This is a genomic window from Streptomyces johnsoniae, from assembly GCF_031845565.1.
Classification (GTDB): domain Bacteria; phylum Actinomycetota; class Actinomycetes; order Streptomycetales; family Streptomycetaceae; genus Streptomyces; species Streptomyces johnsoniae.
The window spans coordinates 66330-84523 of sequence record NZ_JAVREV010000006.1; the positions used below are offsets into that span (position 1 = coordinate 66330).

The 18194-nt window shown below is 71.7% G+C and carries 19 protein-coding genes and 1 tRNA gene; 13 read left to right on the top strand and 7 right to left on the bottom strand.

The window, feature by feature from the left end:
- Window positions 1-64: 64 nt before the first annotated feature.
- Genes RM779_RS12435 through RM779_RS12445 form a run of 3 tightly spaced genes read right to left on the bottom strand, consistent with a single transcriptional unit; the run spans window position 65 to window position 3277 of the window.
- Complete coding sequence (locus RM779_RS12435) at window positions 65-724, bottom strand: response regulator transcription factor (RefSeq protein WP_311617759.1); 660 nt, start codon at window positions 722-724, stop codon at window positions 65-67.
- 49 nt (window positions 725-773) lie between these two features.
- Complete coding sequence (locus tag RM779_RS12440; protein WP_311617760.1) at window positions 774-2081, bottom strand: sensor histidine kinase; 1308 nt, start codon at window positions 2079-2081, stop codon at window positions 774-776.
- Entirely contained in the window at window positions 2078-3277 is a 1200-nt protein-coding gene (locus RM779_RS12445) for a sensor histidine kinase (RefSeq protein ID WP_311617761.1), read from the bottom strand. The genes RM779_RS12440 and RM779_RS12445 overlap by 4 nt, the downstream gene beginning before the upstream one ends.
- A 174-nt stretch (window positions 3278-3451) precedes the next feature.
- On the opposite strand from RM779_RS12445, the gene RM779_RS12450 reads away from it, so the two are divergent.
- The 12 genes from RM779_RS12450 (at window position 3452) to RM779_RS12505 (ending at window position 14360) form a co-directional block, all read left to right on the top strand.
- Window positions 3452-3826 (top strand): NADH-quinone oxidoreductase subunit A, encoded by a 375-nt coding sequence (locus RM779_RS12450; RefSeq protein ID WP_394813291.1) that lies wholly within the window; start codon window positions 3452-3454, stop codon window positions 3824-3826.
- Window positions 3817-4350, top strand: coding sequence for an NADH-quinone oxidoreductase subunit B (locus tag RM779_RS12455; RefSeq protein ID WP_077059645.1), 534 nt, complete (start codon window positions 3817-3819; stop codon window positions 4348-4350). The genes RM779_RS12450 and RM779_RS12455 overlap by 10 nt, the downstream gene beginning before the upstream one ends.
- Window positions 4347-5291: an NADH-quinone oxidoreductase subunit C gene (locus RM779_RS12460; RefSeq protein ID WP_311617763.1), complete on the top strand. Its 945-nt coding sequence runs from the start codon at window positions 4347-4349 to the stop codon at window positions 5289-5291. The genes RM779_RS12455 and RM779_RS12460 overlap by 4 nt, the downstream gene beginning before the upstream one ends.
- Complete coding sequence (locus RM779_RS12465; protein WP_077059643.1) at window positions 5291-6250, top strand: complex I subunit 1/NuoH family protein; 960 nt, start codon at window positions 5291-5293, stop codon at window positions 6248-6250. The genes RM779_RS12460 and RM779_RS12465 overlap by 1 nt, the downstream gene beginning before the upstream one ends.
- The gene (locus RM779_RS12470; protein WP_077059642.1) at window positions 6247-6762 is read left to right on the top strand and encodes a NuoI/complex I 23 kDa subunit family protein; all 516 of its coding nucleotides are present in this window, start codon (window positions 6247-6249) and stop codon (window positions 6760-6762) included. The genes RM779_RS12465 and RM779_RS12470 overlap by 4 nt, the downstream gene beginning before the upstream one ends.
- Window positions 6759-7292, top strand: coding sequence for an NADH-quinone oxidoreductase subunit J family protein (locus RM779_RS12475; RefSeq protein WP_077059641.1), 534 nt, complete (start codon window positions 6759-6761; stop codon window positions 7290-7292). Before RM779_RS12470 ends, RM779_RS12475 begins: the two co-directional genes overlap by 4 nt.
- Complete coding sequence (nuoK, locus tag RM779_RS12480; RefSeq protein ID WP_311617764.1) at window positions 7292-7732, top strand: NADH-quinone oxidoreductase subunit NuoK; 441 nt, start codon at window positions 7292-7294, stop codon at window positions 7730-7732. Before RM779_RS12475 ends, nuoK begins: the two co-directional genes overlap by 1 nt.
- An 82-nt stretch (window positions 7733-7814) precedes the next feature.
- On the top strand, window positions 7815-9722 hold the full coding sequence (locus tag RM779_RS12485) for an NADH-quinone oxidoreductase subunit 5 family protein (RefSeq protein WP_311617765.1): 1908 nt from the start codon (window positions 7815-7817) through the stop codon (window positions 9720-9722).
- 28 nt (window positions 9723-9750) lie between these two features.
- Window positions 9751-11358: a complex I subunit 4 family protein gene (locus RM779_RS12490; RefSeq protein WP_311618007.1), complete on the top strand. Its 1608-nt coding sequence runs from the start codon at window positions 9751-9753 to the stop codon at window positions 11356-11358.
- Window positions 11355-12851, top strand: a complete 1497-nt coding sequence (locus RM779_RS12495) for an NADH-quinone oxidoreductase subunit N (protein WP_311617766.1) — start codon at window positions 11355-11357, stop codon at window positions 12849-12851. The genes RM779_RS12490 and RM779_RS12495 overlap by 4 nt, the downstream gene beginning before the upstream one ends.
- A gap of 148 nt (window positions 12852-12999) precedes the next feature.
- Window positions 13000-13863, top strand: coding sequence for a zinc metalloprotease HtpX (htpX, locus tag RM779_RS12500; RefSeq protein ID WP_077059637.1), 864 nt, complete (start codon window positions 13000-13002; stop codon window positions 13861-13863).
- Window positions 13864-13952: 89 nt separating this feature from the next.
- Window positions 13953-14360 carry a YccF domain-containing protein gene (locus tag RM779_RS12505; protein WP_311617767.1) on the top strand — a complete coding sequence of 136 codons (408 nt, stop codon included), beginning with the start codon at window positions 13953-13955 and terminating at the stop codon, window positions 14358-14360.
- Between the two features lie 112 nt (window positions 14361-14472).
- Here the strand turns inward: RM779_RS12505 and RM779_RS12510 are convergent, their stop codons facing one another.
- The 3 genes from RM779_RS12510 to RM779_RS12520 form a co-directional block, all read right to left on the bottom strand.
- Window positions 14473-15147: a DedA family protein gene (locus tag RM779_RS12510; protein ID WP_079251920.1), complete on the bottom strand. Its 675-nt coding sequence runs from the start codon at window positions 15145-15147 to the stop codon at window positions 14473-14475.
- Window positions 15148-15229: 82 nt separating this feature from the next.
- Window positions 15230-16348 carry a magnesium and cobalt transport protein CorA gene (locus tag RM779_RS12515; RefSeq protein ID WP_394813292.1) on the bottom strand — a complete coding sequence of 373 codons (1119 nt, stop codon included), beginning with the start codon at window positions 16346-16348 and terminating at the stop codon, window positions 15230-15232.
- 21 nt (window positions 16349-16369) lie between these two features.
- Window positions 16370-16858 carry a YajQ family cyclic di-GMP-binding protein gene (locus RM779_RS12520; RefSeq protein ID WP_311617769.1) on the bottom strand — a complete coding sequence of 163 codons (489 nt, stop codon included), beginning with the start codon at window positions 16856-16858 and terminating at the stop codon, window positions 16370-16372.
- 134 nt (window positions 16859-16992) lie between these two features.
- On the opposite strand from RM779_RS12520, the gene RM779_RS12525 reads away from it, so the two are divergent.
- Window positions 16993-17074 (top strand) — tRNA-Tyr (locus RM779_RS12525).
- 164 nt (window positions 17075-17238) lie between these two features.
- Here RM779_RS12525 and RM779_RS12530 read toward each other — a convergent pair.
- The gene (locus tag RM779_RS12530) at window positions 17239-18033 is read right to left on the bottom strand and encodes a tyrosine-type recombinase/integrase (protein WP_311617770.1); all 795 of its coding nucleotides are present in this window, start codon (window positions 18031-18033) and stop codon (window positions 17239-17241) included.
- Window positions 18034-18194 lie beyond the last annotated feature (161 nt).

The window sequence follows — 18194 nt, forward strand, 5'->3', positions numbered from 1 at the left end:
CTGAAGCCCCCCTAAAGATTCGCCCGTGTCCCGCGCGATCCCCGCTCCAGCGTGTCAGCAGCGCCTAGGAATTGAGATAGGTGAGAACCGCCAGAACGCGCCGGTGATCTGTGTCACTCTGCGCCAAGCCCAGCTTCATAAAGATGTTGCTGACGTGTTTTTCGACCGCGCCGTGGCTGACGACGAGTTGCTGCGCGACGGCCGAGTTCGTGCGTCCCTCGGCCATAAGTCCTAGGACTTCCCTTTCCCGCGGCGTGAGCCCGGCAAGAACATCCTGTTTACGACTGCGGCCGAGCAACTGCGCGACGACCTCGGGGTCCAGCGCCGTGCCGCCCGCCGCCACGCGCGTCACCGCCTCGACGAACTCGCTGACGTCGGCGACCCGGTCCTTCAGCAGATAGCCGACCCCGCGGCTCGACCCGGCGATCAGCTCCGTCGCGTACTGCTCCTCCACGTACTGCGAGAGGACCAGGACCCCGAGGCGCGGGTAGCGCTGCCGCAGCCGCACGGCCGCCCGCACCCCCTCGTCGGTGTGCGTCGGCGGCATCCGGACGTCCGCCACCACCACATCGGGTGCCGCGCCCGCGTCCGCCAGCTCGCGCACCGCCGCGAACAGCGCCTCCCCGTCGCCCACCCCGGCCACGACCTCGTGCCCCCGGTCGTTCAGGAGCCGGGTCAGCCCCTCCCGCAGCAGCACCGAATCCTCGGCGATGACTACCCGCACGTCCTACTCCCCGTCTCCCCGTTCACGATGGCAAGGTGCTGGAAGGATCTCACCTCGCGGCGGCGCGGGACCCCGCCCGGTCGCGCCAGGGCAGTTCGGCGTTGACGGTGGTGGGTCCGCCGGTGGGGGAGGTGACGGCGAGGAGGCCGTCGACGGCGGCGAGTCGTTCGGCGAGGCCTGCGAGGCCGGAGCCGGTGGTGGGGTCGGCGCCGCCGCGGCCGTCGTCGGTGATCTGGATCATCAGGCGCTCGCCGGCGCGCCACACGTCGACGCTCGCGCGGTGGGCGCCGCTGTGTTTGCTGATGTTCTGGAGGAGTTCGGACGCGGTGTAGTAGGCGATGCCTTCGATGGCTTCTGCGGGGCGCTGGTGGAGGTCGACGTCGACGGTGACGGGGACGGTGCAGCGGGAGGCGACGGCGGAGAGTGCGGGGCCGAGGCCGCGGTCGGTGAGGATGGCGGGGTGGATGCCGCGGGCGAGGTCGCGGAGTTCCTGGAGGGCGAGTTTGACCTCGCCGTGGGCTTCGTCGACCATGCGGGCCGCGGTTTCCGGGTCCTGGGTGAGTTTTTCCTTGGCGAGGCCGAGGTCCATGGCGAGGGCGACGAGGCGGGCCTGGGCGCCGTCGTGCAGGTCGCGTTCGATGCGCCGCAGGTCCGCGGCCGAGGCGTCCACCACCGTCGACCGGTCCGACTCCAGCTGCCACATCCGGGTGGCCGCCGCCGAGGGGCCGAGCAGGCCGGCCACCAGCATCCGGTCCACCGCCCCCATGCCGCGGATCAGCCAGGCCCCCGCGATCAGCAGCAGCAGGCCGAGCACGACCGCCATGGTCACCTCGAACGGGCCGTCCCAGATCCAGCCGCCGCCCTCGCCGTCCGTGTTGATGCCGACACCGGGCTCGTCGGTGTACGCGGGAATGGTCCAGAACCACAGCGGGAACGTCAGCAGCGCCCAGCCCCCGGCCCAGAACGCCGCCACCACCGTGAACGAGAAGATCGCCCACGGCAGGTGCAGCAGCGCGTAGGCCGCGGAACGCCAGGACACGTTGGAGCGCAGCATCGCGGCCGTCCACGCCAGCGGGCCGCCGCGCGAGCCCTCGCGCATCCGCAGCGGCTCGGGGGCGGCGATGTTCATGCCGAGCAGCAGGCGGGCCCGCGCCCGCTCCACGCCGCCGAAGAGGCGCAGCAGCAGCAGGACGAGCGCCATCAGCGGCAGACCGACGAACGTGATCAGCAGCCCCGCGCTGACCGAGAGCCCCGTGACCGCCATCAGGAAGCCGACGAGCGCCATGGGCAGGTTCAGCAGCGCGTAGAGGCCCTCCCGCCAGGTGCGGAGCGTGAACGGCATGCGCAGGGTGTTCATCGGGAGGTCCCTTTCTGGCGGTGATGGCGGTCGCGCCAGGGCAGTTCGGCGTTGACGGTGGTGGGTCCGCCGGTGGGGGAGGTGACGGCGAGGAGGCCGTCGACGGCGGCGAGTCGTTCGGCGAGGCCTGCGAGGCCGGAGCCGGTGGTGGGGTCGGCGCCGCCGCGGCCGTCGTCGGTGACCTGGATCATCAGCCGGTTCCCCGAACGCCAGATCTCAAGATCGGCACGGTGGGCGCCGCTGTGTTTGCTGACGTTCTGGAGGAGTTCCGATGCGGTGTAGTAGGCGATGCCTTCGATGGCTTCTGCGGGGCGCTGGTGGAGGTCGACGTCGACGGTGACGGGGACGGTGCAGCGGGAGGCGACGGCGGAGAGTGCGGGGCCGAGGCCGCGGTCGGTGAGGATGGCGGGGTGGATGCCGCGGGCGAGGTCGCGGAGTTCCTGGAGGGCGAGTTTGACCTCGCCGTGGGCTTCGTCGACCATGCGGGCCGCGGTTTCCGGGTCCTGGGTGAGTTTTTCCTTGGCGAGGCCGAGGTCCATGGCGAGGGCGACGAGGCGGGCCTGTGCGCCGTCGTGCAGGTCGCGTTCGATGCGCCGCAGGTCCGCGGCCGAGGCGTCCACCACCGTCGACCGGTCCGACTCCAGCTCCGCGATGCGCCGCTCCAACTCGTCCGAAGGGCCGAGGAGTGTGCGGACGAGCGCCCGGTCCACGTGCGTCATCCAGCGCACCAGCCAGGGCAGCGCGGGCCAGGCCACGAAGAACGCGGCGACCGTCACCCAGCAGGTCAGCGTCGTCCACGGCAGGCGGACCACGTAGAACAGCGCCGTGCGCCAGCCCACCGGGTCCCTCAGGGTCGCCCACAGCCAGGGGAAGAACCCGGCCTCGCGGCTCGCCCGCAGGTCGCTCGGCTCGTCCACCGCCACCCGCAGCAGCAGCCTGGCCCGCGCCCGCTCCGACACCGCGAGGCGGCGCAGGCCCACCAGGCCGGCGGCCAGCAGCGGCAGCCCGATCACGGTGAGCGACGTCAGCACGCCGACGAAGAGCCACGTCATCACGAAGACGAACGCCGCGACGTCCAGCGGCCAGCTCGACAGCAGATACCCGCACTCCCGCCAGGTCTGCGCGCCGAGCACCGCACGCGGCGGCGGCAGCGGGGCGTCGGGCCGGTGGCCCGGTGGGGGAGGAGCGCTGGTCATGCCCCCAAGCCTGCCCGGGCCCCGGGCACGCCGCCATGGGGTGGGTCGGTGAACGGTGGTGGGGCTATCCCCACCACTCCTCCCCGCCCGCGGAGTGGTCACAACCCGCCCGGCCTCCCCTAGACTCCGTGCCAGCCCTGTTCCCCGGTCCGTATCCCGTTTGTCGAAAGGCGGATCGTGCCCGACTACTTCCACGGCTACGCGGTCGTCGGTCTGGTTGCGGTGGTCGGCGTGCTCTTCGTCGCGGTGGCCTTCGGGGCGTCGGCCCTGCTGCGGCCGACGGTGCCGACGCCGGAGAAGCTGCTGGTCTACGAGAGCGGCGTCGACCCGGTGGGCGAGGGCTGGGCGCACACGCAGGTGCGGTACTACCTCTACGCGTTCCTGTACGTGATCTTCGCCGTCGACGCGGTGTTCCTCTTCCCGTGGGCGACGGTCTTCGCGGCGGACGGCTTCGGCGGGGCCACGCTGGTGGAGATGTTCGTCTTCCTCGGCTTCCTGGCCGTCGGACTGCTGTACGCGTGGAAGAAGGGCGTGCTCACATGGACCTGAAGCCGGCGGGCGGCCGGCCCGCGCTCGGGCCGCTGGCCCGGCTCGCACCCGAGCCGATGAAGATCGTGCTGAACTGGGGCCGCCGCTACAGCCTGTGGGTGTTCAACTTCGGTCTTGCCTGCTGCGCGATCGAGTTCATCGCGGCCTCGATGGCACGGCACGACTTCATCCGGCTCGGCGTCATCCCCTTCGCCCCGGGACCGCGGCAGGCCGACCTGATGGTCGTCTCCGGAACGGTCACCGACAAGATGGCGCCCGCGGTCAAGCGGCTCTACGAGCAGATGCCCGAGCCCAAGTACGTCATCTCCTTCGGCGCCTGCTCCAACTGCGGCGGTCCGTACTGGGATTCCTACTCCGTGACCAAGGGCGTCGACCAGATCGTGCCCGTCGACGTGTACGTGCCCGGCTGCCCGCCGCGCCCCGAGGCGCTGCTCCAGGGCATCCTCACGCTCCAGCAGAAGATCGCCGACGAGTCGGTGCCCGGCCGGTACGCGCCGCCCGCGGCCGGGGAGGGCGGCCGGTGACGGCGGGCTGGCTGCCGCGGGAGCCCGCGGCACTCTTCGGGGAGGGGGCCACGGCGGCCGAGTCGTACGACGTGCTGACCGTGGACGTGCCGGCGGCCGGCTGGACCGCGGCGCTGCTGGTCGCCCGCGACGAGCTGGGCTGCACGTTCTTCGACTGGCTCAGCGCCGTCGACGAGCCGGGCACCGGCTTCCTCGTCTGCGCGCACCTGGTGGCCCTCGGCGCCCCGCCGCGCCGCCTGCTGCTGCGGACGGCCGTTCCGCACGAGGCCGCGTCCCTGCCGACCGCGACCGGGGTGTACGCGGGCGCGACGTGGCACGAACGGGAGACGCACGAGATGTTCGGCGTCGACTTCGCCGGGCACCCCGGGCTCGCCCCGCTGCTGCTGCCGGACAGCTTCGAAGGACACCCGCTGCGCAAGGACTTCGTTCTCGCGGCGCGCGTGGCGAAGGCGTGGCCCGGCGCGAAGGAGCCGGGCGAATCCGGCCACGGCGGGCCGAAGCGCCGTCAGATGCAGCCGCCCGGCGTGCCGGACCCGAACGAGTGGGGCCCGCTGAAGGGCCGCGCCCCGGCGGCCCCGGCGCGCCGCCCGCGCCCCGCCGCGGGAGCGGGGGACCGGCCGCGGCGCAACCGTTCCGCGAACGAGGCGTCCGGTCCCGCGGGGCCGACCGGGCCGGCGGCGGGGTCGGGGTCCCCCCGGACGGAGTCTGGGTGGGGGTCCCCCCGGACGGAGTCTGGGGGAGACATGCCCTGGCACCCGCCCGGCGCGGAGTCGGCGGCGGAGTCGGCGGCCGGGCCGCCCGCCGGGCCGCCCGCGCCGCGGCGCGGGCCGCGGCGGAACCGTTCCGCGAGCGGCGGCTCGGCGAGCCAGCGCGACGACGAGGACGGCACGGAGGGCACTGACGGCACGGACGGCACCGAGGGCGGGGGAGGCGAGGGCTGATGGACGTGGCCGACGTCGCCGTGCGGCTGCTGGCCGTGCTGCTCGCGTTCCTGCTCCTGCCGCTGCTCGTCGGGCAGGGCGAGCACAAGGTCATGGCCCACATGCAGGGCCGCGTCGGCCCGATGCACGCGGGCGGCTTCCACGGCTGGGCCCAGCTCGTGGCCGACGGCGTGAAGTTCGTGCAGAAGGAGGACACCATTCCGGCCGGCGCCGACCGGCGGATCTTCCAACTGGCGCCCGCCGTCGCGCTCATCCCCTACCTCGTGGTCATCGTCGCGATCCCGCTCGGCCCCGACGGGATGGTCGGCCAGGTCCTGGACGCGGGCATCTTCTTCGTCCTCGCCGTGCTCGGCGTCGGGGTGCTCGGCTCCCTGATGGCCGGCTGGGCCTCCGCCAACAAGTACTCGCTGCTCGGCGGCCTGCGCACCGCGGCGCAGCTCATGGCCTACGAACTGCCGCTGCTGCTGTCCGCGGCCTCCGTGGCCATGGCCGCCGGAACGCTCAGCCTCACCGGCATCCTCGGCGCGTTCGAGTGGTGGTGGGTGCCCTGGCAGCTCATCGGCGGTCTGGTGTTCTTCACCGCCGGGCTCGCCGAGTTGCAACGACCGCCGTTCGACGCGCCGATCGCCCCCGAGGAGATCGTCTTCGGCGCGTACACCGAGTACTCGGGCCTGCGGTTCGCCTTCTTCCTGCTCGCCGAGTACGCGGGCATCGTGGTCGTCTCCGCGCTGACCGCGGTGCTGTTCCTCGGCGGCTGGCACGGTCCTTTCGCCGATCAGCTCGGCTGGCTGTGGATGCTGCTGAAGACCGCCGCGCTGTGCTTCGTCGTCATTTGGGCCCGCGTCGCCTGGCCACGGCTGCGCGCCGACCAGATCCAGCAGTTCGCGTGGACGGTGCTCGTGCCGCTCGCCCTCGCCCAGATCGCCCTCACCGGAGTCGTCAAGGTGGTGACCTCATGAGTCTCGGGTCCGGGCTCGCCAAGGGACTGGCCGTCACGTTCCGCACGATGACGCGGCGGGCGGTCACCCAGCAGTACCCGGAGACGCAGCCGCTGCTGCCGCCGCGCAGCCGCGGCGTCATCGCGCTGTTCGAGGAGAACTGCACCGTCTGCATGCTCTGCGCCCGCGAGTGCCCCGACTGGTGCATCTACATCGACTCGCACAAGGAGACGGTGCCCCCGGCGGCGCCCGGCGGGCGCGAGCGCAGCCGCAACGTCCTGGACCGTTTCGCCATCGACTTCGCCCTGTGCATGTACTGCGGGATCTGCATCGAAGTCTGCCCGTTCGATGCCCTCTTCTGGTCGCCCGAGTTCGAGTACGCCGAGACGGACATCCACGAGCTGACGCACGAACGGGACCGGCTGCGCGCGTGGATGTGGACCGTGCCCGAGCCGCCGCCGCTCGATCCCGCGGCCGAGGAGCCCAAGGAGATCGCCGCGGCCACGAAGGCGGCGGAACGGGAGGGCTCGTGACGGGCGGGAACGCGTATCTCTCCCCCTCGGGACAGGAGATCGTCTTCGTCCTCGTCGGGCTCGTCGTCCTGGGCGGCGCCGTCCTGTGCGTGACCAGCAGGCAGCTCGTGCACGCCGCGCTGTGGCTGGTCGTCGCGCTCGGCGGCCTCGCCGTCCAGTACCTGCTGCTCACCGCCGAGTTCGTGGCCTGGGTGCAGGTGCTGATCTACCTCGGGTCCGTGGTGGTGCTGCTGCTGTTCGGTCTCATGCTCACCAAGGCGCCCATCGGGCCCTCGCCGGACGCGGATTCGCGCAACAGGCCGGTCGCGTTCGTCGTCGCCCTGGCCGCCGCCGCGACGCTTGTCACCCTCGTCGTCGACGCCTTCCGCACCGCGTGGATCGACCTCGACACCCCGCACGGGGAGTCGGGCCCGATCGGGTCGAGCCTGTTCCGCGTCTGGGTGCTGCCGTTCGAGGCGCTCTCGGTGCTGCTGCTCGCCGCACTCATCGGCGCCATCGTCGTGTCACGCAAACGGGACGGTGAGTCCTGATGCACCTCGTCTACCCCACCGTCCTCTCCGCGCTGCTGTTCTGCACCGGCCTGTACGGCGTACTGGCCCGGCGCAACGCCATCCTGCTGCTGATGTCGGTGGAACTCATGCTCGCCGCCGTCAGCCTCAACCTGGTCGCGTTCGACGTCTGGCTGCGCGACGAGGTGCACTCCGGCCAGGTGTTCACGCTCTTCCTCATCGCCCTGGCCGCCGCGGAGATCGGCATCGGCCTGGCCATCGTGCTGCTCGTCTACCGGCAGCGCGGCACCTCCGCCGTCGACCGCCTGACCGAACTGCGCGAACGGGACGACGAGGAGGCCGCGGACGACGACCGCGGGCCGGACGGCGACCGCGAACGGGACGGCGACCGCGAACGGGACGGCGACCGCGAACGGGACGACGCGGGAAACGGGAACCGCGAGGAGAACACCGTCACGTGAGGCACCCACGTGCGGCTGCCGCCCGGCCGCAGACGACCGAGCCCGGGTCCCGCGCCCGCGCGGCCCGACGGGAGACGACGAAGTGAACACCACGACCGCAGCCGTCCTCGTTCCGCTGCTGCCCCTGGCCGCCGCCGCCGCGATCCTGCTCACCGGCCGCCGCGCCCCCGGCTTCGTCCGCCCGCTCGCCGTGCTGCCCACGCTCGCCGCCGCCGCGCTCGCCGTGTTCGTCGCGGCGCGGCAGGGCGGCGAGGAGCCGATCGCCGCCGCCACCCGCCTCGCACCCACGGGGAACGACCAGCTCCCGATCGAACTCGCCCTGCACCTCGACGGGTTCGCCGTCCTGGTCGCCGTCCTTGTCACCGTCGTCGCCTCCTGCGTGCAGGTGTACTCCACCGGCTACCTGCGCAACGACGCCCGCTACCCCTCCTACGCGGCGCTGGTCTCCCTCTTCACCGCGGCCATGCTCCTCGTCGTCTACACCGACGACCTCGTCGTGCTGCTCGTCGGCTGGGAAGTCATGGGCATCTGCTCCTACTTCCTCGTCGGCCACTACTGGGAGACGCCCGCGGCCCGCGCCGCGTCGCTCAAGGCGTTCCTCGTCACCAAGCTCGGCGACGTGCCGTTCCTCATCGGCATCCTCGCCCTGGCCTCCGAGGCCGGAACGTTCCGCATCAGCGGCATCGTCGCCCGGCTCGGCTCCCCGCTGTCCCCCGCGGACCTCGACCACCCCACGCTGATCGCGCTGCTCCTGCTCGCCGGAGTCGCCGGCAAGTCCGCCCAGGTGCCGCTGCACACCTGGCTGCCCGGCGCCATGGCAGGACCCACCCCGGTGTCCGCGCTGATCCACGCCGCCACCATGGTCGCCGCCGGCGTCTACTTCGTCGCCCGCCTGCTGCCGGTGTTCGCGGCCTCCGCCGCCGCGCTCGTCGTGCTCGCCGCCGTCGCCGCGCTCACCATGCTCGGGTCCGCGCTCGCCGCGCTCGCCCAGGACGACGTCAAACGCGTCCTCGCCTACTCGACCATCGGGCAACTCGGCTTCATGACCGGCGCCCTCGCCGTCGCCGACCGCGAGGCCGCCGTCTTCCACCTCATCACCCACGGCGCGTTCAAGGCGCTCCTCTTCCTCGCCGCCGGCGTGCTCATCGCCACCGCGGGCACCGGCTCGCTCGCCGCCATGTCGCGCATGCGCGGCCTCAAACAGCGTGCGCCCGACGCCTACTGGACGATGACGGTGGGACTCCTCGCGCTGGCCGCCATCCCCCCGTTCTCCGGCTTCTTCTCCAAGGAGGCCGTCCTGGGCGCCGCCGAACACGCCGCGCTCGACCCGGCGCACGGCATCCCCGCCGCCGCGGGCTGGACCGTGCTCGTGGCCGGGCTGGCCACGGCACTGCTCACCGCCGCCTACGCGGCCAGGCTGTGGCTGGTCGCCTTCCACGACCCGGTCGGCGCCCGCACCGAGCCCGTGCCGCCGCACGAGCCCGCAGGCCCGGCGATGACGTCCGTGCTGTGGCTGCTCGCCGTGCCCGCGCTCCTGCTCGGCGTGGCCTACCGGGTGCTGCCCGACTGGTTCGACGGCGGTGACCTCGCGCCCACCCTCACCACCTCGGTCCTGGCCACCTGCGCCGCCCTCATCGGCGGCGTCGTCGCCTACGCCGGCTGGCGCCGCGCCTACGAGAGCGACGGCCCGATAGACCCTGGGCCCGGGCTGCTCGGGCCGCTGCACCGGCACGCCGCCGCCGGATTCCACCTCGACGCCGCCTACGCCGCCGCGTTCGTCCGGCCCACGCGGGCCGCCGCCCGCCTCGTCCGCTTCCTGGACCGGGCGGTCGTCGACACCTACGTACGCGGCGCGGCCGGCACCCCGGGGCTGCTCGGCACCCTCACCCGCCGCGCCCAGACCGGGAACGTCCAGACCTACCTGAGCGCGCTCGTCGCGGGCGCCCTCGTCCTCGCCGTGGCCGCCGTCCTCGTCGCAGCCGGAGAGTGATGCCGTGATCCCGCTGAACGACGCCACGATGCAACTCCTGCTCCTCGCCCTGCTCGTGCTGCCGCTGCTCGGCTCGGCCGCCGTGCTCCTGCCACGCAGCCCCGCCTGGCTCGGCCTCGGCATCACCGGCGCCGTGCTCGCCGCCGCGCTGCTGCTCGCCGCCGGGTTCGACCACGACCACCCGGGCACCGTTCAGGCCGAGAGCGACGTCAGCTGGATTCCGGCGCTCGGCGTGCGCCTGCACCTCGGCGTCGACGGCATCTCGCTGCCGCTGCTCGTGCTGACCGCGCTGCTGACCTTCCTGTGCGCCCTGCACACCCACCTCCGGCCGCCCGGCGGGCCGCGGCCCGCCGCGTTCACCTCGCTCCTGCTGCTGCTCCAGGCCGGCACGCTCGCCACGTTCGCCGTCCTCGACCTGCTGCTCTTCTTCCTCGCCTTCGAGATGGTGCTCATCCCGATGTACTTCCTCATCGCCCGCTGGGGCGGCGAGGGGCGCGGGCCCGCGGCGTGGCGGTTCGTCCTCTACACGGTGCTCGGCTCGGTGGTGATGCTGCTCGGGCTGCTGCTGATCGGCGTGCAGGGCGGCACGTTCGACATGGTCGCCCTCGCCGAGGCGCAGGGGGAGGGGCTCGGCCACACCACGCAGCTGCTCGCGGTGCTGGCCATCGGCATCGGCCTCGCCGTGAAGACGCCGATGTGGCCGCTGCACAGCTGGCTGCCCGACGCGCACACCGCGGCCCCCACCGCGGGCTCCGTGCTGCTGGCCGGCGTGCTGCTGAAGATGGGCACCTACGGCCTGGTGCGCATCGCGCTGCCGATGGCCCCCGAGGGCATGGAGACGTTCGCGCCCTACCTGGGGGCGTTCGCCGTCACCGGCATCGTGTACGGGTCGCTGGCCTGCCTCGCGCTGGTGCGGACCGGCGCGGGCGGCGACCTGAAGCGGCTGATCGCCTACTCGTCCGTCGGGCATATGGGCTTCGTGCTGCTCGGCATCGCGACGCTCACCCACACCGGTGTGAACGGGGCGCTGTTCGCCAACATCGCCCACGGGCTCATCACCGGCCTGCTGTTCTTCCTGGTCGGCGCGCTGAAGGAACGCACCGGCTCCACCGACCTCGACACCCTGGCCGGCGCGGGCGGGGCCGCGCTGTACGGGCGGACCCCGCGGTTCGGCGGGCTGTTCGCCTTCGCCGCGGTCGCCTCCCTCGGGCTGCCGGGGCTCGCCGGGTTCTGGGGTGAACTGCTCGCCATGCTCGGCGCGTTCCACCCCGCCGACGGGCTGAGCAGACCCGCGTTCCTCACCTACCTGGCCGTCGCCGGGTTCGGCACCCTGCTGACCGCGGCCTACCTGTTGCTGGTGGTGCGCCGCGTCTGCATGGGCGACCGGCCGGCCGCGGGGTGGGCCCCCGAGGGGCCGGAGGCGGACGTGCCGGCGGGCGCGGAGACCGACGCGGCCGGGGCCGCGTCGGGCGGGGGGCGTCTGCTGCCCGATCTGCTGCCCGATCTGCGGCCCGTCGAGTACGCCGCGTTCGGGCCGCTGGTGGCGCTCACCCTACTGGCCGGTCTGTGGCCCGCCGTGCTGCTCGACCTCACCGATCCCGTCGTGCAGAGCCTCCTGCCGGGAGCCGTCCGATGAACCTCGTCCAGACCGTCGAGTGGGCCGTCATCGCGCCGCCGGTGATCGCCGCCTTCACCGCGGTGGCCGTGCTCGTCGCCGACCTGTTCCTGCCCGCCGCCCGCAAGGCGCTGCTTGGCCCGCTGGCCGCGGCAGGACTCGCGCTCGCCGCGCTGTCGCTCCTGCCGCTGCGGGACGGCGACCGGTCCACGTTCTGCCTGCCGGACGACCCGGCGCTGTGCGCCTACTCCGCCGACCGCTTCGCCGTCATCCTGCAACTGCTCGTGCTCGGCGGCGCGTTCCTCACCGTTCTGCTCTCGATCCCGGAGGCGAACGGCAAGCGGGTGCCCGCGGGCGAGTTCTGGTTCCTGCTGCTGTCCTCCGCGGCCGGTGCGGCGCTGCTGCCGGCCGCCCGCGACCTCGCCACCCTGATCATCGCCCTGGAAGTCACGACGCTGCCCGCCTACGCGCTGGTCGGGCTGCGGCGGGGGAGCGGCGCGGGCCCGGAGGCGGCCCTGAAATTCTTCCTGTCCTCCGTCACCGCCACCGCCATCGCGCTGCTCGGTATCGGCTTCGTGTACGCGGCGTCCGGCAGCCTCTTCTTCGACGGCATCGCCGAGGGCCTCGACGCGGCCGATCCCCGGCTGGCGACGCTGGCCGAGGCGGGCGTCGCGCTGACCCTGATCGCCTTCGCGTTCAAGATGGCGGCCGTGCCGTTCCACTTCTGGGTGCCGGAGACCTACCTCGGCGCGCCGCTGCCCGTGGCCGGCTACCTGTCCGTCGTCGGCAAGACCGCGGGCCTCGCCGGGCTGATCCTGGTGACCACCGAGGCGTTCCCCGGCCACGGCGACCTGTGGGGGCCCCTCGTCGCGGTGCTGGCCGGGCTCACCATGACCGCGGGGAACGTGGCCGCGCTGCGCACCGACCCGCGGGCCCCGAACAGCGCCATCAGGCTGCTGGCCTGGTCCTCGATCGGGCAGGCCGGCTACCTGCTGGTACCGATCGCGGCGGCGGCCTACACGGAGGAGGGCGCGGGGGCGACCGTGGCGTACGCCCTGATGTACGGCGCCGTCAACCTGGGCGCCTTCGCGGTGGCCGCGCACGTCGCGCGGCAGCGGCCGGCACACCGCGTCGACGACTACCGGGGGCTGTGGGCGCGGCAGCCCGCGGCGGCCCTGGCGATGGGCTTCTTCCTGCTGTGCCTGGCCGGGCTGCCGCCGGGCGTCATCGGGCTGTTCACGAAGGTCGCGGTCTTCGAGACGGCCGTGGACGCCGGGCTCGGCGTGCTGGCGGTGGTGATGGCGGTCAACGTGGCCATCGCCCTGTACTACTACCTGCGCTGGACGGCGGTCCTCTTCCAGCCCGCGCCGGACGGCGCGGCGGAGCCGGACGCGCCCCGGCGCCTGCCGGCCGCGCCGCTCACGGCGGCCATCGGCCTGGCGGCCGGGGTGGGCATCGTGCTCTCGGGCGCCCCCCAGCTGATCCTGACGTTCGCCTCCGGCACCTTGTTGTAGACGCAGCGGGGCGGGGGTCCGCCTGACAGGGGAACGGATTACTTTCGTATGGCGTTGTGCACATCGGGAGTGTCCACTGTTAGTGGAGAAACTCCGACATCCGAGTCCATCCGGGCACCCCCACACTGCGCAACCTGGAGGGCACACCGTGCACCGCCGGCACAACGGACTGAGGACTGCCGCACTGCTGGGCGGCATGTCCGCGTTGATCCTGCTCATCGGCAGCTTCTTCGGCCGGACCGGGCTCGTCATCGCGCTGGTGATCGCTCTCGCCACCAACGGCTACGCCTACTGGAACAGCGACAAGATCGCCCTCCGTTCGATGCGTGCCCGGCCGGTCAGCGAGTTCGAGGCGCCGGAGCTGTACCGCATCGTCCGGGAGCTGGCCGGGCAGGCCAGGCAGCCCATGCCCCGCCTGTACATCTCTCCGACCGAGGCGCCCAACGCGTTCGCCACCGGCCGGAATCCCCGGAATGCCGCGGTGTGCTGCACGGAAGGCATCCTCCGCCTGCTGAACGAGCGGGAGCTGCGCGGCGTGCTCGGCCACGAGTTGAGCCACGTGTACAACCGGGACATCCTCATCTCCTCCGTTGCCGGCGCGATGGCCTCGGTGATCATGTTCCTGGTGAATTTCGCCTGGCTGCTCCCCTTCGGCCGCGACGACGACGAGGGCGGCCCCGGCATCCTCGGCATGCTGCTCATCCTGATCCTCGGCCCGATCGCCGCCTCCCTGATCCAGCTCGCCGTCAGCCGTTCCCGCGAATACCAGGCGGACGCCTCGGGCGCCCAGCTCACCGGCGACCCGCTCGCGCTGGCCAGCGCCCTGCGGAAGCTGGAGCACGGCACTCAGCGGCTGCCGCTGCGCCCCGAGCCGCAGCTGGAGACGGCCAGCCACATGATGATCGCCAACCCGTTCCGCCGGGGCGAGGGCCTGGCCCGGATGTTCGCCACGCACCCGCCGATGCAGGAGCGCATCACCCGGTTGGAGCGCATGGCGGGCGGCTCTTCGTGAGCGGGCCCCACCGCCCCTGAGGGACGGCTGCGGGGTGCTCCTGCCCCCGGAGGATGCGGTCCGTGCGCGGGCGGCTCCATGCTGGAGGGGTGAAGACACTTCTCAATGTCATCTGGCTCATATTCTCCGGGCTGTGGATGGCCCTGGGCTACGCCGTGGCCGGGCTCATCTGCTTCCTCCTCATCGTCACCATCCCGTTCGGCATCGCCTGCTTCCGCATCGCCAGCTATGCCCTGTGGCCGTTCGGCAACCGGGTCACCGACCGGCGCGACGCCGGGCTGGCCTCCGGCGTGGGCAACGTGATCTGGCTGGTCGTCGCCGGTATCTGGATCACGCTGGGACACATCCTGGCGGGCATCGGCTTCTGTGTGACGATCATCGGCATCCCCTTCGGCATCGCCCACTTCAAGATGATCCCGGTCTCCCTGATGCCGCTCGGCCGGGAGATCGTGCCTTCCTCCGCCCCCGCGGCCTACCCTCACTACCGGTGGGGGTGACCCCGACTCCTCTCAGGGGCGCCGCCGCCATACGGCGCGCCCCGCGTCTTCCCCGCACTTTTGTCACGGCCGGGGGCACACCGCCGGGTATTTGCCGGTGCGACCGTATGCTTCAGTCCGCGGCCACTTGGTCTGCTTGATCCGCTGGACCTGCTTGATCCGCTTGGTCCGCGGCGGCCTTGGCCGCCGCGCGGCGCTCCCGCAGCATCCTGATGCCCTCGTGCAGGGCCGCGATCGTCAGGGCGAGCCCCAGGCCGAGGGCGACGCCGAGCAGCGGATTGTGCTCGAAGGCCGCGCCGCCGACGAACCCGATGCCCGCGGAGTAGATCGCCCACGTGATCGCGGCGACCGCGTCGTACTTCGAGAACGACTTGAGCGGGTACTTGGTGGCCCCGGTGGTGAGGGTGGCCGCCGTGCGCCCGCCCGGGATGTACCGGGCGATGATGAGCATGATCCCGCCGCGCTTCTCCAGCATGTCCCCGACACGGTCGTACGCCTTCTGGGTGCGGCTGCCGGGCTTCAGACGCGCATAGATGCGGGTGCCGGATTTCCGGCCTATGTAGTAGGAGATGTGGTCCCCGGTGAAGGCGCCGAGCGCCGCCACCAGGACGATGAGAAACAGATTCGGGTTGCCGTCGGCAGCCGCGAAGACCCCCAGGGTGACCACCAGGGTCTCGCTGGGCACCACGGGGAAAAAGCCGTCTAGCTTTGCGACGGCGAAGAGCGCCACGTACACCCAAGGGGTGGCGATGAACCCTTCGATTGCCTGGAGGATCGCGTTATCCACGGAACCAAGCCTAGGCAATTACCCCGCCGACGCGGACCTGCCCTTCGGCATGGATGCGTCTTACTTTTGTCATGTTTACGTGTCAGAGCCAGCCGTTGCGGCGGAATCCGCGGTGCAGGAGCAGGCAGGCGGTGGCGATGATCGTCAGTACCAGTGGGTAGCCGAAGGTCCACCCCAATTCGGGCATGTGGTCGAAATTCATCCCGTACACACCGCACACCATGGTCGGCACCGCGATGATCGCCGCCCAGGCGGTGATCTTGCGCATGTCCTCGTTCTGGGCGACGGTCACCTGCGCCAGGTTTGCCTGGAGGATCGAGTCGATCAGCGCGTCGTAGCCCGTGATCTGCTCCGACACCCGGGTGAGGTGGTCCGCGACATCCCGGAAGTACCGGCGGATGTCCGGATCGATCATGGGCATCGCCGTCTCGGAAAGCTGCTGAAGCGGCCGGTCGAGCGGCGCGACGGCACGCTTCAGCTCCAGCAGTTCGCGCTTCAGCTGGTAGATCTGCCCCGGCTCCGACCGCCGCGCGCCGGCCTCCGCGAACACGAGCGCCTCGATCTCGTCGATGTCGTCGCGCACGGCGGCCGCGACATCCAGGTAGTGGTCCACCACCTGGTCCGCGATGGCGTGCAGCACGGCGGACGGCCCCTTCGCCAGATGCTCGGACTGCGCCTCCAGAGACTCCCGCAGCGGGCCGAGCGAACCGTGCCCGCCGTGCCGCACCGTAACGACGAAATCGGGCCCGGTGAACACCATGATCTCGCCGGTCTCCACCACCTCGCTGGTGGACGTCAGCTGTGCGTGCTCCACGTACCGCACCGTCTTCAGCACGGTGAACAGCGTGTCGTCGTACCGTTCCAGCTTCGGCCGCTGGTGCGCGTGCACCGCGTCCTCCACGGCCAGCGGATGCAGCCCGAACAGCTCGGCGAGGCCGGCGAACTCCTCCTCGCTCGGCTCGTGCAGCCCGATCCAGACGAACCCGCGGCCAGGCCGCCGCCGGACGTAGCCGATCGCCTCGGCGGCCGTCCTGTGCCCCTCGCGGCGGACGCCGTTCCGGTAGACGGCGCAGTTGACCACGGCGGTACCCAACGGGGAACGCGCCGGGTGGGCGAGGTCCACCTTCGCACCGTCTGGTCTCCGCCTCGCCTGCGCACCCCGCCGCGCGAGCCCGACGGCCCTGCGGAAACCGTGGATCACGGACACTTGGCCTCCCACGCGCTACCGGTAGTTGACGAACTGCACCGCGAAGTCGAAATCCTTCTCGCGCACCAGACGCTGTACCTCCTGGAGCGCGTCCCTGCTCTTCGAGGTCACCCGCAGCTCGTCACCCTGCACCTGCGCCTTGACGCCCTTGGGGCCCTCGTCCCTGATCAGCTTGGCGACCTTCTTGGCGTCGTCGGTCGAGATGCCCTCCTTGATCGTGGAGAACAGCCGGAACTCCTTCCCGGACGCCTGCGGCTCCCCGGTCTCCAGCGCCTTGAGTGAAATGCCGCGCTTGATCAGCTTGGTCTGGAAAATGTCCAGTACGGCGTTGGCCCGCTCCTCGGCGTTGGCGCGGATCTCGATCTGCTCCCCCGACCACGCGATGGAGGCGCCCACACCGCGGAAGTCGTAGCGCTGGGAAATCTCCTTGGCCGCCTGGTTGAGGGCGTTGTCGACCTCCTGCCGGTCGACCTTCGAGACGATGTCGAAACTGGAGTCGGCCATGGTGTGTCAGGCTCCTCACGGTTGGTCCAACAGGCTGGGTCGGCGCACAGCCTAGCCACCCGGAGTGCGAATCCACCCGCACAACCGAGTGGCGGACCACCCCCGTGCATCGGGTATCGTTTACGACGTTGCGAGGCGGTGTGCCCGAGCGGCCAAAGGGAGCAGACTGTAAATCTGCCGGCTCAGCCTTCCCAGGTTCGAATCCTGGCGCCGCCACTCTCGACGAACGGCCTCTGACCTGCGGAAACGCGGGCAGGGGCCGTCTCCGTTCCATCGAACACCTCACGGGCGTGATGCGCCCTATGTCCCACTTTGTTTCGCCGGATTTCGCGTGCTGACCAGCGCGTGTGGGGTATGTGTGGACAGATCCGGAGCCCTGCTCAGGCCGGAGCGCCGCTCCGCTCGGCGAGGCGGGCGGCGATCTTGGCGTTGGCGGTGTCGTCGCTATTGTTGATGAACTTCGCGTAGACGCGGAGAAGCACGGTGACGCTGTGCCCGGCACGTTTGGCGACCGTCTGCGGGTCCACTCCGCTGGCGAGCCAGGCGGAGAGCCCTGCGTGGCGCAGGTCATAGGGTCGCGCGGCGAGCCCGGTGGCCAGGTCCGCCGGAGCGAGCGCCGATTCGCGAGCCCGCGCCCATACTTGTCCGTAGCCGCTCTCCTGGAGCAGCCCGCCGCGTGCGGTGCGGAACAGCCGCCCGTCCGGTGCCGTTCCGTAGGCATCGATGTGCCAGCGGAGCATGGCCACGAGTTCCGGCGGGACAGGTACCGCGCGAACCGTTTTGCGCGAGCGCTTCTTCAGCCCTCTCCGGTCGTGGGCCTCCCCGCTGTCCGTCCACGCACTTCCGGCCCGTGGGCGGGTCTCCTGGAGCCGCAGCAGGCCCCAGCCGCGCCGCGGCAGGCAGCACTGCGACCGCTTCAGGGCGATTGTCTCCCCGGGCCGGGCCGCCGCGAAGTACAGACAGCCGAAGAAGGCGACCAGCCGCCGGCCGCGGTCGCCCTGTTGCCCGACAGCCCGCAGGAGGGCCCGTGCCTGTTCAGGGCTGGCGACGCCTTCGGGAGCCAGTTCCTCCTCCACCGGCTCCGGAAGTGACCAGCTCACCTTCGGGATCGGATTGTCACTGAGCAGTTGGGCCTCCATGGCGAAGACCACCGCGTTGTGGAAGATGGCGCGCAAGGGGGCGGCCTCGGCGTTGTCTGTCCGATCTCCGTCTCGTCCAGACTGCCCGCTTCGTCGTCCACCGCGGCAACGGAGATCCGCCGGTCCCGGATCGAACACGGATCGATGCCCGCGAAGCCTCCGCGCCTGTCGGGGACACGTACTTCCAACCCGGACTC

What these genes read in the sequence shown, in the direction of transcription:
- RM779_RS12440 (WP_311617760.1), bottom strand. Translation starts at nt 2,081, where the DNA reads ATGAACACCCTGCGCATGCCGTTCACGCTCCGCACCTGGCGGGAGGGC.
- RM779_RS12445 (WP_311617761.1), bottom strand. Translation starts at nt 3,277, where the DNA reads ATGACCAGCGCTCCTCCCCCACCGGGCCACCGGCCCGACGCCCCGCTG.
- RM779_RS12455 (WP_077059645.1), top strand. Translation starts at nt 3,817, where the DNA reads ATGGACCTGAAGCCGGCGGGCGGCCGGCCCGCGCTCGGGCCGCTGGCC.
- RM779_RS12465 (WP_077059643.1), top strand. Translation starts at nt 5,291, where the DNA reads ATGGACGTGGCCGACGTCGCCGTGCGGCTGCTGGCCGTGCTGCTCGCG.
- RM779_RS12470 (WP_077059642.1), top strand. Translation starts at nt 6,247, where the DNA reads ATGAGTCTCGGGTCCGGGCTCGCCAAGGGACTGGCCGTCACGTTCCGC.
- nuoK (WP_311617764.1), top strand. Translation starts at nt 7,292, where the DNA reads ATGCACCTCGTCTACCCCACCGTCCTCTCCGCGCTGCTGTTCTGCACC.
- RM779_RS12490 (WP_311618007.1), top strand. Translation starts at nt 9,751, where the DNA reads ATGCAACTCCTGCTCCTCGCCCTGCTCGTGCTGCCGCTGCTCGGCTCG.
- RM779_RS12495 (WP_311617766.1), top strand. Translation starts at nt 11,355, where the DNA reads ATGAACCTCGTCCAGACCGTCGAGTGGGCCGTCATCGCGCCGCCGGTG.
- RM779_RS12520 (WP_311617769.1), bottom strand. Translation starts at nt 16,858, where the DNA reads ATGGCCGACTCCAGTTTCGACATCGTCTCGAAGGTCGACCGGCAGGAG.